General features: G+C 64.0%; 12 protein-coding genes. 9 read left to right on the forward strand and 3 right to left on the reverse strand.

Translation table 11 applies throughout. From position 1 onward, the window contains the following. Positions 1-8: 8 nt before the first annotated feature. Positions 9-1,205: a succinyldiaminopimelate transaminase gene (gene dapC / locus APH34_RS16590; protein WP_054902119.1), complete on the forward strand. Its 1,197-nt coding sequence runs from the start codon at positions 9-11 to the stop codon at positions 1,203-1,205. Between the two features lie 60 nt (positions 1,206-1,265). Here dapC and APH34_RS16595 read toward each other — a convergent pair whose 3' ends face one another. Beyond that, positions 1,266-2,912 carry a Na+/H+ antiporter gene (locus tag APH34_RS16595; protein ID WP_054902120.1) on the reverse strand — a complete coding sequence of 549 codons (1,647 nt, stop codon included), beginning with the start codon at positions 2,910-2,912 and terminating at the stop codon, positions 1,266-1,268. 338 nt (positions 2,913-3,250) lie between these two features. Between APH34_RS16595 and APH34_RS16600 the strand changes: the two genes are divergently transcribed. From APH34_RS16600 to APH34_RS16615, 4 genes are all read left to right on the forward strand, one after another. Continuing rightward, positions 3,251-3,598 (forward strand): ArsC family reductase, encoded by a 348-nt coding sequence (locus APH34_RS16600; protein ID WP_176513239.1) that lies wholly within the window; start codon positions 3,251-3,253, stop codon positions 3,596-3,598. Between the two features lie 42 nt (positions 3,599-3,640). Then, positions 3,641-4,675: a 2,3,4,5-tetrahydropyridine-2,6-dicarboxylate N-succinyltransferase gene (gene dapD / locus APH34_RS16605; protein ID WP_054902122.1), complete on the forward strand. Its 1,035-nt coding sequence runs from the start codon at positions 3,641-3,643 to the stop codon at positions 4,673-4,675. Positions 4,676-4,757: 82 nt separating this feature from the next. Next, the gene (locus tag APH34_RS16610; RefSeq protein WP_054902123.1) at positions 4,758-5,963 is read left to right on the forward strand and encodes a cysteine desulfurase; all 1,206 of its coding nucleotides are present in this window, start codon (positions 4,758-4,760) and stop codon (positions 5,961-5,963) included. Then, positions 5,960-6,370 carry a SufE family protein gene (locus APH34_RS16615; protein ID WP_054902124.1) on the forward strand — a complete coding sequence of 137 codons (411 nt, stop codon included), beginning with the start codon at positions 5,960-5,962 and terminating at the stop codon, positions 6,368-6,370. Before APH34_RS16610 ends, APH34_RS16615 begins: the two co-directional genes overlap by 4 nt. On the opposite strand, the gene tcdA is transcribed toward APH34_RS16615, so the two are convergent. Continuing rightward, a complete protein-coding gene (gene tcdA, locus APH34_RS16620) occupies positions 6,359-7,183 on the reverse strand; it encodes a tRNA cyclic N6-threonylcarbamoyladenosine(37) synthase TcdA (RefSeq protein ID WP_054902125.1) in 825 nt (274 codons plus the stop codon). The genes APH34_RS16615 and tcdA overlap by 12 nt on opposite strands. 132 nt (positions 7,184-7,315) lie before the next feature. Between tcdA and APH34_RS16625 the strand changes: the two genes are divergently transcribed. The 4 genes from APH34_RS16625 (at position 7,316) to APH34_RS16640 (ending at position 12,372) form a co-directional block, all read left to right on the forward strand. Beyond that, positions 7,316-9,907, forward strand: a complete 2,592-nt coding sequence (locus tag APH34_RS16625; RefSeq protein WP_054902126.1) for a glycosyltransferase — start codon at positions 7,316-7,318, stop codon at positions 9,905-9,907. A 106-nt stretch (positions 9,908-10,013) separates the two neighbouring features. Beyond that, positions 10,014-11,165 (forward strand): succinyl-diaminopimelate desuccinylase, encoded by a 1,152-nt coding sequence (dapE, locus tag APH34_RS16630; protein WP_054902127.1) that lies wholly within the window; start codon positions 10,014-10,016, stop codon positions 11,163-11,165. Beyond that, positions 11,165-11,977, forward strand: a complete 813-nt coding sequence (locus tag APH34_RS16635; protein ID WP_054902128.1) for a putative RNA methyltransferase — start codon at positions 11,165-11,167, stop codon at positions 11,975-11,977. The genes dapE and APH34_RS16635 overlap by 1 nt, the downstream gene beginning before the upstream one ends. Before the next feature lie 17 nt (positions 11,978-11,994). Then, positions 11,995-12,372 (forward strand): hypothetical protein, encoded by a 378-nt coding sequence (locus APH34_RS16640; RefSeq protein ID WP_054902129.1) that lies wholly within the window; start codon positions 11,995-11,997, stop codon positions 12,370-12,372. A gap of 93 nt (positions 12,373-12,465) precedes the next feature. On the opposite strand, the gene APH34_RS16645 is transcribed toward APH34_RS16640, so the two are convergent. Beyond that, complete coding sequence (locus APH34_RS16645) at positions 12,466-12,675, reverse strand: cold-shock protein (protein WP_003252255.1); 210 nt, start codon at positions 12,673-12,675, stop codon at positions 12,466-12,468. Positions 12,676-12,811 lie beyond the last annotated feature (136 nt).

Below are 12,811 nucleotides of genomic sequence, written 5' to 3' on the forward strand. Positions count from 1 at the left end.
TTGCGCCGATGAACCATGCCTTGACCCAGCTTCAGCCTTACCCGTTCGAGAAACTCCGTGCCCTGCTGGGCAGCGTGAAGCCTGCGGCGGACAAGCGCGCCATCGCCCTTTCGATCGGTGAGCCGAAGCACGAATCGCCGGCGTTCGTCGCCCAGGCCATGGCCGACAACCTAGACAAGCTGGCGGTCTACCCCAGCACCCTCGGCCTGCCCGCTTTGCGTCAGGCCATTGGTCAGTGGTGCGAGCGTCGTTTCGGCGTACCGGCTGGCTGGCTTGATGCGGAGCGCCATATCCTGCCGGTCAATGGTACCCGCGAAGCGCTGTTCGCCTTCACGCAGGCAGTGGTCAACCGTGCCGACGACGGCCTGGTGGTCAGCCCCAATCCGTTCTACCAGATCTATGAAGGTGCGGCCCTTCTGGCCGGCGCCACCCCGCATTACCTGCCGTGCCTGGAAAACAACGGTTTCAACCCGGACTTCGACGCAGTGACTGCCGACGTGTGGAAGCGCTGCCAGATCCTGTTCCTGTGCTCGCCGGGCAACCCTACCGGCGCGCTGGTGCCGATGGAGACCCTGAAGAAGCTGATTGCACTGGCCGACGAACATGACTTCGTGATCGCCGCCGACGAATGCTACAGCGAGCTGTACTTCGACGAAGACGCACCGCCGCCGGGCCTGCTCAGCGCCTGCGCTGAGCTGGGCCGCAGCGACTTCAAGCGCTGCGTGGTGTTCCACAGCCTGTCCAAACGCTCCAACCTGCCTGGCCTGCGCTCGGGCTTCGTCGCGGGTGACGCGCAGATCATCAAGCCATTTTTGCTGTACCGCACCTATCACGGTTGCGCCATGCCGGTGCAGACCCAGCTGGCGAGCATTGCCGCGTGGCAGGATGAGGCGCATGTACGTGAAAACCGGGACCAGTACCGCGCCAAGTACGATGCGGTGCTGGATATTCTACAGCCGGTGATGGACGTGCAACGCCCCGATGGTAGCTTCTACCTGTGGGCCAAGGTGCCGGGCGGTGATGCCGAGTTCACCCGCGACCTGTTCGAGGCGCAGCATGTGACCGTGGTACCTGGTTCGTACCTGTCACGTGAAGTGGATGGGGTGAATCCGGGTGCTGGACGGGTGCGCATGGCACTGGTTGCACCGCTGGCCGAATGCATCGAAGCGGCTGAGCGGATTCGTGCGTTCCTGCACACCCGCTGATTGATCAGGGCCGCTCTGCGGCCCATTCGCCGGCTTGCCGGCGATCGCCACCCCGCCGCTCTACTTGACGGCCCCCAGGTTCGCTTCACTCATATCCAGCTCCCCCAACACCTGCCGCACGACCTCATCGCCCACCAGATGCTGGCGATGCAGGTTGTACAGCTCCAACCGCTGTGCCCGCAGCGCCCGCAAGCGCAAACGCCGCTCCAGCAAGTCCATCTGCTCGGCCAGGGCCCGCGCCTCGGCCGTGTCGTTGTAACTGTTCAATTCATCGCGATACTCGGCCATCAACCTTGCCTTGAGCTCAGTGGCCATGGTCGCCTGAGCCGCATCTTGCGGTGCGCTGGCGTCAATCACCTCTTCCGCTTCCAGTGCATGAATCGCCGCCTCGACGGTGCGTCGCCAAGCCTCCAGGACTTCTTGATGCAACCGCTCGTCAGGGCTTTTGGTGATACCGCGCAGCAGGATCGGCAAGGCGATGCACGCGCTGATGAGCGACAGCAGGATGACCCCGGCGGCAATGAAAATCAGCAAGTCCCGTTCGGGGAAGGCCTTGCCTGCACCGATCAAGAGCGGCACCGACATCACACCGGCCAACGTCACCGCTCCCCGCACGCCACCCAGGGTCAGCAGCCAGCAGGAGCGCGCGGTCGGCATCAGGACGAGTGCTGGCTTACCGCGCCAACGCCGCACCACACCGATGGCCCGCCAGATGCTTTGTACCCAGATGAACCGCAGCAGGATCAACGCGCCGAAAATCGCCAGGACATCCAGGCATCGCCAGGCCAGGGTCGGCCACACGGTCGTTTCGTGGCTGACCACAGCCTTGATGATGTCCGGCAACTGCAGGCCCAGCAGCAGGAAGATCAGACCGTTGAAAGCGAACTCCAGCAACGACCAGACACTGCGGTTGAGCAGGCGGGTACTGGTCTGGCGTGGCAGCAGGTCGAGCCAGCTCTGCATCATGCCGGCTGCCACCGCCGAGAGAATGCCCGACACCCCAAGGCGCTCTGCCAGCACATAGGCGGCAAACGGCAGCAACAGCATGAACACCACATGGGTGGCCGGGTCATCCCAGCCGCGGGCGATCATCCATGCGCGCAAGCGGCCGATCAGCCAACTCAGGGCAACACCTACCGCCAGGCCGCCCAGGGCGACCAGCACAAAACTGAAACTTGCATCAGCCAGGGAAAACACGCCGGTGATTGCAGCCGCCAGGGCGAACTTGAAGGTCACTAGGCCCGACGCATCGTTCATCAGCGCCTCGCCCTGGAGCATGTGCATCAGCGGCGTAGGCAGGCGGTCCTGGGTTATGGCCGAGACGGCCACGGCGTCCGTGGGCGACAGTACCGCCGCAAGGGCGAATGCCACAGGTAGCGCAATACTGGGCAGCAACCAGTGGATGAAGTAGCCGGCACCGACCACGGTGAACAGCACCAGCCCCACGGCCAGGGCCACCACCGGACCACGGATGCGCCACAGTTCGCGCTTGGGGATGCGCCAGCCGTCGGCAAACAACAGCGGCGGCAGGAACAGAAACAGGAACAGCTCAGGGTCAAGGGCAACATGCAGCCCCAGGGTTGGCCAGGCCAGCAGCGCACCGGCGGCGATCTGCACCAAGGGCAGCGGTAGCGGGATAACCCGCCCGACCAGCTTCGACACACTGACCAGCGTGAGCAGAATAAGGACGGTGTAGGCTGACTGCATCCGTTAAAGCTTCCTTTGTGAACCAAGAACTACAGCGGGGCGAGACATCGCCATTGAAACAATATGTTAGCGGCCAGTGGCGATCCTGGGCCGCTGCACGATAGTCGCAGGACAACCGCGAATATGTAACACGATGATACTGACGGTTGTGACTGACGGATGCATGACGCGATTTCATCGGTGCTGGCAATCCCGAAGCAGCTAAATGGCGCCTGCGCCACTCTGCGAGCCTCAAGGCTTGCACACCCGTGGCGCTCGAAGGACCGATCCCGCATAATCCCGCGACTGACTTTCGGAAAATGGAGAGATTGGGGATACCTGTGGCCCCAATGTACACGATGACCTACACGCTCTACGGCATCAAAGCCTGCGACACCATGAAAAAGGCACGCACCTGGCTCGAAGACCACACCGTCGCCTACGAATTCCACGACTACAAGGCCCAAGGCATCGACCGTGACAGCCTGAACCGCTGGTGCGACGAACACGGCTGGGAAGTCATCCTCAACCGTGCCGGCACCACCTTCCGCAAGCTCGACGACGCCAGCAAGGCCGGCCTCGATCAAGCCAAGGCCGTCGAACTGATGCTGGCCCAGCCGTCGATGATCAAGCGCCCGGTGCTCGACCTCGGCACACGCACACTGGTCGGCTTCAAGCCCGACCTGTACGCCGCCGCCCTGGCCTGAGCCCGCTTACGCTTCTTACCCTATTTCGCACGAGGTAATCACATGTCCAATACCCTGTTCAGCCTGGCCTTCGGTGTCGGCTCCCAGAACCGCCAGGGCACCTGGCTGGAAGTCTTCTACGCACAACCGCTGCTCAAGCCTAGCGCCGAGCTGGTCGCCGCCGTCGCGCCGATCCTCGGTTATGAAGGTGGCAACCAGGCCATCGCCTTCAGCAACGCCCAGGCCGCGCAGCTGGCTGAAGCCGTCAAAGGTGTCGATGCCGCCCAGGCCGCCCTGCTGACCCGCCTGGCCGAAAGCCACAAGCCGCTGGTCGCCACCCTGCTGGCCGAAGACATCGCCCTGACCTCCACCCCGGAGGCCTACCTCAAGCTGCACCTGCTGTCGCATCGCCTGGTCAAGCCGCACGGCCTGAGCCTGGCAGGCATCTTCCCGCTGCTGCCGAACGTCGCCTGGACCAACCACGGCGCAATCGACCTGGCCGAACTGGCCGAGCTGCAACTGGAAGCGCGCCTCAAAGGCGAGCTGCTGGAAGTGTTCTCGGTGGACAAGTTCCCGAAGATGACCGACTACGTGGTCCCGGCCGGCGTGCGTATCGCCGACACCGCACGCGTGCGCCTGGGCGCCTACATCGGCGAAGGCACCACGATCATGCACGAAGGCTTCGTCAACTTTAACGCCGGCACCGAAGGCCCAGGCATGATCGAAGGCCGCGTTTCGGCGGGCGTCTTCGTCGGCAAGGGCTCGGACCTGGGCGGCGGCTGCTCGACCATGGGCACCCTGTCCGGTGGCGGCAACATCGTCATCAAGGTCGGCGAAGGCTGCCTGATCGGTGCCAACGCTGGTATCGGCATCCCGCTGGGCGACCGCAACACCGTCGAAGCCGGCCTGTACATTACAGCTGGCACCAAGGTCAACCTGCTCGATGAGAACAACGAGTTGGTCAAGGTGGTCAAGGCCCGCGACCTGGCCGGCCAGACCGACCTGCTGTTCCGCCGCAACTCGCTGAACGGTGCGGTCGAGTGCAAGACGCACAAATCGGCGATCGAGCTGAACGAGGCGCTGCACGCCCACAACTGAGAACGCCCTACGGGTTCGAAGTGTTAAGATCGGGTCTGGCGTACTCACGCCAGACCCGATTTTCATTCCAGGCCCCGTGATCATGTTCCAGCCCTCCCCCTGGCGTGTCGACTTCCCCGCCATCGCCGCCCTGCAACGGCAGCACCAGACCTACCTGGACAGCGCCGCCACGACCCAGAAGCCCCAGGCCCTGCTCGATGCCCTGAGCCATTACTACGGCCATGGCGCGGCCAACGTGCACCGTGCCCAACACCTGCCTGGCGCGCTGGCGACCCAGGCGTTCGAGGCCAGCCGCGACAAGGTTGCCGCCTGGCTCAATGCCGCCGAATCCCGCCAGATCATCTTCACCCACGGCGCGACCTCCGCGCTGAATCTTCTGGCCTACGGTTTGGAACACCGGTTCGAAGCAGGCGACGAAATCGCCGTGAGCGCCCTGGAGCATCACGCCAACCTGCTGCCTTGGCAGCAACTGGCGCGGCGCCGCAACCTGCGCCTGGTCGTACTGCCGCTGGACGAGCATGGCCGCATCGACCTGGACCAGGCACTGCAACTGATCGGGCCGCGTACTCGGCTGCTTGCCGTCAGCCAGTTGTCCAATGTGCTCGGCACCTGGCAACCGTTGGCCGCGCTGCTGGCCCACGCCCATGCCCAGGGCGCCCTGACCGTGGTCGATGGCGCCCAGGGCGTGGTGCATGGCCGTCATGATGTCCAGCAGCTGGGGTGCGACTTCTATGTGTTCTCCAGCCATAAGCTATATGGCCCCGAGGGTGTCGGTGTGCTCTACGGCCGCCCGCAGGCCTTGGAGCTGCTGCGCCATTGGCAGTTCGGCGGCGAGATGGTGCAACTGGCCGACTACCAGGGTGCTAGCTTCCGCCCTGCACCGCTGGGCTTCGAGGCGGGCACACCGCCCATCTCTGGCGTCATCGGCCTAGGCGCGAGCCTGGACTATCTGGGCGGGCTCGATGCCCACGCCGTTCAGGCCCATGAAACCAGCCTGCACCAGCATCTTCTGCGTGGCCTGGCCGACCGGGAGGGTGTGCGCCTGCTCGGCACGCCGCACACCGCCTTGGCCAGTTTTGTCATTGAAGGCGTACACAATGCCGACATTGCGCACCTGCTGACCGAGCAGGGCATCGCCGTACGCGCCGGCCATCACTGCGCCATGCCGCTGCTCAGGGGGTTGGGCCTGGACGGTGCCATTCGCGTGTCGCTGGGCCTATACAACGACAGCGACGACCTGCAGCGCTTCTTCGATGCGCTCGATCAAGGCCTGGAGCTGCTGCGATGAGCCTGCCCGCCGACGCCCAGGCGGCCCTGGAGCGCTTTGACCAGGCCCGCGGCTGGGAGCAGCGCGCGCGCCTGCTGATGCAGATGGGCGACCAGTTGCCCCCCCTGGCCGAGGGGGAAAAGTCGGAAAGCAACCGCGTACATGGCTGCGAAAGCCTGGTGTGGCTGGTGGCTGAACAGCATGACGGCCAGTGGCGGTTCAAGGCCAGCAGCGACGCACGCTTGCTGCGCGGGTTGCTGGCCTTGCTGCTGGTGAGGGTGCAGGGCCTCGACAGTGGCGCGCTGGCGGGGCTTGACCTGGGCGAGTGGTTTACCCGGTTGGGGCTGGAGCGGCAATTGTCACCCTCACGCAGCAACGGGTTGCATGCGGTATTGCAGCGAATGGCTGAACTGGTTTCAGCCAGTTGAAACGGACGCGGGTTTGACCCGCTCCGAAGGCCGCCGGGCCCCCGCCACCAGTTTTTCCACTGCCTTGCTGGCCGCCACCATGCCAAACGTAGCGGTCACCATCATCACCGCGCCAAAGCCACCGGAGCAGTCCAGGCGCACCCCTTCCCCGACGAAGCTCTTCTGCAGGCACACGCTGCCATCGCCCTTGGGGTAGCGCAGCTGTTCGCTGGAAAACACGCAAGGCACCCCGTAGTTACGGCTGACGTTACGCGAGAAGTTGTAATCGCGGCGCAAGGTCGAGCGTACCCGCGAAGCCAGCGGGTCATTGAAGGTCTTGTTGAGGTCGCCAATCTGGATCTGCGTCGGGTCAATCTGCCCACCCGCGCCACCGGTGGTGACAATGGCGATCTTGCGCCGCCGGCACCAGGCGATCAGCGCAGCCTTGGCCATCACGCTGTCGATGCAGTCGATCACGCAATCGAGGTTTTCGGTGATGTATTCGACCATGGTGTCCCGGGTGACGAAGTCAGCCACTGCGTGCACCGTGCACGCCGGGTTAATCGCCCGCAGGCGCTCGGCCATGACCTCGACCTTGGGCCGCCCCACCTGGCCCTCCAGGGCATGGGCCTGGCGGTTGGTGTTGCTGACGCAGACGTCGTCCAGGTCAAACAGGGTAATTTCGCCCACGCCGCTGCGCGCCAGCGCCTCGGCCGCCCAGGACCCGACGCCGCCGATACCCACCACGCCAACATGGGCCTGGCTCAGGCGGTGCAAACCCTCGTCACCGTACAGCCGGGCAACGCCGGCGAAGCGTGGATCTTCTGTGCTCATGATGGTACCCCGAAGCTCATACCGCAAAATCGGCGCGCATTATATGCCAGCAGCGTCGATGGCCTCCATCGTTAGGTAAGTCCCTACCAACCCTGCTTTAATGTCCTACCTCTTCGACAGATTTGGACGACAATGTCATCACGCAAATTCGGCCTGAACCTGGTGGTTGTCCTGGCCATCGCCGCACTGTTCACCGGCTTCTGGGCCCTGATCAACCGCCCGGTCTCCGCGCCTGCCTGGCCGGAGCAGATCTCTGGCTTCTCGTACTCGCCCTTCCGTCTTGGAGAAAGCCCGCAAAAGGGCCAGTACCCCACCGATGACGAGATGCGCCAGGACCTGGAGCAGATGAACAAGCTGACCGACAACATCCGCATCTATACCGTCGAAGGCACCCAGGCCGAAATTCCGCGGTTGGCCGAGGAGCTCGGCTTGCGCGTCACCCTGGGTATCTGGATCAGCCCGGACCTTGAGCGCAACGAGCGCGAGATCGCCAAGGCCATCGAACTGGCCAATACCTCGCGCAGCGTGGTGCGGGTGGTGGTGGGCAACGAAGCGCTGTTCCGCGAAGAGGTCACCCCCGAAGCGCTGATCCAGTACCTGGACCGGGTACGAGCCGCGGTCAAGGTACCAGTTACCACCAGTGAACAGTGGCACATCTGGAAGGAACACCCGGAGCTGGCCAAGCACGTCGACCTGATCGCCGCGCACATCCTGCCCTACTGGGAGTTCGTGCCGATGAAGGACTCGGTGGAGTTCGTGCTCGACCGCGCCCGCGAGCTCAAGCAGCAGTTCCCGCGCAAGCCCTTGCTGCTCTCGGAGGTCGGTTGGCCGAGCAACGGCCGCATGCGCGGCGGTGCCGACGCCACACAGGCGGACCAGGCCATCTACCTGCGCACTTTGGTCAATACCCTTAACCGCCGCGGCTACAACTATTTCGTCATCGAAGCTTACGACCAGCCATGGAAAGCCAGCGACGAGGGTTCGGTGGGCGCCTACTGGGGCGTGTTCAACGCAGAGCGCCAACAGAAATTCAATTTCGACGGGCCCGTGGTAGCCATCCCGCAATGGCGCGCGCTGGCGGTCGCCTCGGTGGTGCTGGCGATGATCGCGCTGACCGTGCTGCTGATCGACGGCTCGGCCTTGCGCCAGCGTGGCCGGACGTTCCTGACCTTCATCACCTTCCTCTGCGGTTCGGTGCTGGTCTGGATTGCCTATGACTACAGCCAACAATACAGCACCTGGTTCAGCCTGACCGTGGGCGTGCTGCTGGCGCTGGGCGCCCTGGGCGTCTTCATCGTGCTGCTGACCGAGGCCCACGAGCTGGCCGAGGCGGTGTGGATTCACAAACGGCGCAGGGAATTCCTCCCGGTGCAGGGCGACAGCGCCTATCGGCCCAAGGTCTCGGTACACGTGCCGTGCTACAACGAGCCACCGGAGATGGTCAAACAGACCCTCGACGCCCTGGCGGCACTGGACTACCCCGATTACGAAGTGCTGGTGATCGACAACAACACCAAAGACCCGGCTGTGTGGGAGCCGCTCAAGGCCCATTGCGAAAAACTCGGTGAGCGCTTCAAGTTCTTCCACGTCGCGCCGTTGGCAGGTTTCAAGGGCGGCGCACTGAACTACCTGATTCCGCACACAGCCAAGGATGCCGAGGTGATTGCGGTGATCGACTCGGACTATTGCGTGGACCGTAACTGGCTCAAGCACATGGTGCCGCACTTCGCCGACCCGAAGATCGCCGTGGTGCAATCGCCGCAGGACTACCGCGACCAGCACGAAAGCGCCTTCAAGAAGCTGTGCTACAGCGAATACAAAGGCTTTTTCCACATCGGTATGGTCACCCGCAACGACCGTGACGCGATCATCCAGCACGGCACCATGACCATGACCCGGCGCACTGTGCTCGAAGAGCTGGGCTGGGCGCAATGGTGCATCTGCGAGGATGCCGAACTGGGCCTGCGCGTGTTCGAAAAAGGCCTGTCGGCAGCCTACGCCCACAATAGTTACGGCAAGGGCCTGATGCCCGACACCTTCATCGACTTCAAGAAGCAACGCTTCCGCTGGGCCTACGGCGCCATCCAGATCATCAAGCACCATGCCGCCGCGCTGCTACGCGGCAAAGGCAGCGAGCTGACCCGCGGCCAGCGCTATCACTTCCTGGCCGGCTGGCTGCCCTGGATTGCCGACGGCATGAACATTTTCTTCACCGTCGGCGCACTGCTGTGGTCGGCGGCGATGATCATCGTGCCGCACCGGGTCGACCCACCGCTGATGATCTTCGCGATCCCGCCGCTGGCGTTGTTCTTCTTCAAGGTCGGCAAGATCATCTTCCTGTACCGCCGGGCGGTGGGGGTCAACCTAAAGGATGCGTTCGCCGCCGCACTGGCAGGGCTGGCGTTGTCGCATACCATTGCCAAGGCGGTGCTGTACGGGTTCTTCACCAGCAGCATGCCGTTCTTCCGCACCCCCAAGAATGCCGACAGCCATGGCGTGCTGGTGGCAATTTCCGAAGCGCGCGAAGAGCTGTTCATCATGTTGCTGCTGTGGGGCGCGGCGGCGGGGATCTACCTGGTACAAGGGTTGCCGAGCTCTGACATGCGCTTCTGGGTGGCGATGCTGCTGGTGCAGTCGCTGCCATATCTGGCAGCCTTGGTGATGGCACTGTTGTCGTCGCTGCCCAAGCCAAGCGACAACGTTGTGCAAGCCCAGGCAACGTGAAACCCATGGGGCTGCTGTGCAGCCCCATTGGCCCGTGCCGACAACCCCGGTTTGATATAAGATAACGCCCCTCGTTTTTCCGCCTTGCCTTGCCCCGGAGTTCCCCATGACGGCCCCTGCCGAGCTCTCGCCTACCCTTCAACTGGCCTGCGACCTGATCCGTCGCCCCTCGGTCACTCCCGTCGACGCCGACTGCCAGGCGCAGATGATGAATCGCTTGGGCGCCGTGGGCTTCCAGCTCGAACCGATGCGCATCGAGGACGTCGACAATTTCTGGGCCACCCATGGCAGCCAGGAAGGCCCGGTGCTGTGCTTCGCTGGCCACACCGACGTGGTCCCGACCGGCCCGGTGCAGCAGTGGCAGCATGAGCCATTCGAGGCGCTGATCGATGCCCAGGGCATGCTCTGCGGCCGCGGCGCTGCCGACATGAAGGGCAGCCTGGCCTCGATGGTGGTGGCCAGCGAGCGCTTCGTGCGTGACTACCCCGACCACCGTGGCAAGGTCGCCTTCCTGATCACCAGCGACGAAGAGGGCCCGGCCCACCACGGCACCAAGGCTGTCGTCGAACGCCTGCAGGCCCGTAATGAGCGCCTGGACTGGTGCATCGTCGGTGAACCATCGAGCACCACCTTGCTCGGTGACGTGGTCAAGAACGGCCGTCGTGGCTCGCTCGGCGCCACGCTGACCGTGCGTGGCAAGCAAGGCCACGTCGCCTACCCGCACCTGGCGCGCAACCCGATCCACCTGGCCGCGCCGGCCCTGGCGGAACTGGCTGCCGAGCACTGGGACGAAGGCAATGCGTTCTTCCCGCCTACCAGCTTCCAGATTTCCAACCTCAACGCTGGCACCGGCGCCACCAACGTGGTCCCAGGCGAGCTGGTCGCGCTGTTCAACTTCCGCTTCTCCACCGAGTCCACCGTCGAAGGCCTGCAGGCGCGGGTTTCGGCCATCCTCGACAAGCATGAGCTGGACTGGTCGATCGACTGGGCATTGTCGGGCCTGCCATTCCTCACCGAACCTGGCGAACTACTCGACGCGGTGGCGGCGAGCATCAAGGGTGTCACCGGTCGCGACACTCAGCCGTCCACCAGCGGCGGTACCTCCGATGGCCGCTTCATCGCCACCATGGGCACCCAGGTCGTAGAGCTCGGCCCGGTCAATGCCACCATCCACCAGGTCGACGAACGCATCCTGGCCAGCGACCTCGACCTGCTGACCGAAATCTACTACCAGACCCTGGTCCGGTTGCTCGCCTGATGCTCGCCTGCCCGATCTGCCAGGCGGCCCTGACGCGGCTCGACAACGGTGCAGTGTGCCCGGCCGGCCACCGCTTCGACCGCGCCCGCCAGGGTTACCTGAACCTGCTGCCCGTGCAGCACAAGAACAGCCGCGACCCCGGCGACAACCAGGCCATGGTCGAGGCCCGCCGTGACTTCCTCGACGCCGGCCACTACGCCCCTGTAGCTCAGCGCCTGGCCGAACTGGCCGCCGCGTACCAGCCCGGCGCCTGGCTCGACATCGGCTGCGGCGAAGGCTATTACACCGCACAGATCGCCCAGGCAGTGCCCCAGGCCGACGGCTACGCCCTGGACATCTCCCGCGAGGCGGTCAAGCGCGCCTGCCGCCGAGACCCTGGGGTGACCTGGATGGTCGCCAGCATGGCCCGCGTGCCATTGGCCGAGGCCAGTTGCCAGTTCATCGCCAGCGTGTTCAGCCCGCTGGACTGGGCTGAAGCCAAGCGCCTGCTCAGCCCCGGCGGCGGCCTGATGCGGGTGGGCCCGACCAGCGGCCACCTGATGGAGCTGCGCGAAGTGCTCTACGATGAAGTACGCCCTTACGCCGATGACAAGCACCTGGCCTTGGTGCCAGAGGGCATGGCCCACGCCCACAGCGAAATCCTCGAGTTCCGCCTGAGCTTGGCCGCGCCCAAGGCCCGCGCCGACTTGCTGGCCATGACCCCACACGGCTGGCGCGCCAGCGCCGAGAAACGCGCACGGGTGATCGAGCAGCCCGAGCCCTTCGAGGTCACGGTTTCCATGCGTTATGACTATTTTGTGCGCCAAGACTGAGCACACCCGGAGCCCTTATGCGCCAACCTGATATCGAGATCTACCTGAAGGACGCCGACGTCGACCACAAGCAGATTGCCCAATGGCTCGGCGAAGCGGTCGGCCCGTGCAGCGAGTGGCAACAGAAAGGCCAGACGTTCAAATGCAAGGCCGGTAACATTCCGGTCACCTGGCTACCCAAGGCTGTAGGGAAATGGAACAGCCTGTACCTGGAAAGCGACCAGACCCCATGGGCCGATGATGTCGCCTGCGCCCGCGCTGCCTTTGCTGCACTGGGCGTCGAAGTCCGTTGCGCACCGGGTGGCTGGGTCGAAGAAGATGGCGAGGAAGACGCCGATCGCTGGATTCGCATCAGTGCCGACGGAGAAGAAGAGATCACCTGGCGCACGTCATAAGCTGCAAGCCTTAGGCGGCCACCATCAGGAGCGGTCGCATCAGGCTGCAAGTTACACGGTCAACTTGCAGCTTGAAGCTTGTAGCCTCGAGGCTCAGAGCCCCACTACATCCTCGGCTTGCAGGCCTTTCTGGCCCTGCACACAGGCGTACTCCACCCGCTGCCCTTCGACCAGGGTACGATGCCCCTCACCGCGGATGGCGCGATAGTGGACGAAGACATCTGCCCCCCCTTCACGCTGAATGAAGCCATAGCCCTTGGCATCGTTGAACCACTTTACATTCCCAGTCTCACGAGACGACATCTGAACTACTCCGGATTTTTATTGTGAAGATCGCCTTGTAGACACAGAGTCTCCCCCCTGTGCCGACGCCGCTTGCCGAAATATCCTGCAAGTGGCAGGCCGAGTATATGACACAGAACAAAAAAATTTCATGACT

The sequence above is a fragment of the Pseudomonas sp. NBRC 111131 genome (genome assembly GCF_001320525.1).
Lineage (GTDB): Bacteria > Pseudomonadota > Gammaproteobacteria > Pseudomonadales > Pseudomonadaceae > Aquipseudomonas > Aquipseudomonas ceruminis.

Bases quoted from the DNA above. Each gene is read 5' to 3' on its own strand.
- APH34_RS16645 (WP_003252255.1), bottom strand. From the start codon at position 12,675: ATGTCGTCTCGTGAGACTGGGAATGTAAAGTGGTTCAACGATGCCAAG.
- APH34_RS16600 (WP_176513239.1), top strand. From the start codon at position 3,251: ATGACCTACACGCTCTACGGCATCAAAGCCTGCGACACCATGAAAAAG.
- dapE (WP_054902127.1), top strand. From the start codon at position 10,014: ATGACGGCCCCTGCCGAGCTCTCGCCTACCCTTCAACTGGCCTGCGAC.
- APH34_RS16595 (WP_054902120.1), bottom strand. From the start codon at position 2,912: ATGCAGTCAGCCTACACCGTCCTTATTCTGCTCACGCTGGTCAGTGTG.
- dapD (WP_054902122.1), top strand. From the start codon at position 3,641: ATGTCCAATACCCTGTTCAGCCTGGCCTTCGGTGTCGGCTCCCAGAAC.
- APH34_RS16610 (WP_054902123.1), top strand. From the start codon at position 4,758: ATGTTCCAGCCCTCCCCCTGGCGTGTCGACTTCCCCGCCATCGCCGCC.
- APH34_RS16640 (WP_054902129.1), top strand. From the start codon at position 11,995: ATGCGCCAACCTGATATCGAGATCTACCTGAAGGACGCCGACGTCGAC.
- dapC (WP_054902119.1), top strand. From the start codon at position 9: ATGAACCATGCCTTGACCCAGCTTCAGCCTTACCCGTTCGAGAAACTC.
- tcdA (WP_054902125.1), bottom strand. From the start codon at position 7,183: ATGAGCACAGAAGATCCACGCTTCGCCGGCGTTGCCCGGCTGTACGGT.
- APH34_RS16635 (WP_054902128.1), top strand. From the start codon at position 11,165: ATGCTCGCCTGCCCGATCTGCCAGGCGGCCCTGACGCGGCTCGACAAC.
- APH34_RS16625 (WP_054902126.1), top strand. From the start codon at position 7,316: ATGTCATCACGCAAATTCGGCCTGAACCTGGTGGTTGTCCTGGCCATC.
- APH34_RS16615 (WP_054902124.1), top strand. From the start codon at position 5,960: ATGAGCCTGCCCGCCGACGCCCAGGCGGCCCTGGAGCGCTTTGACCAG.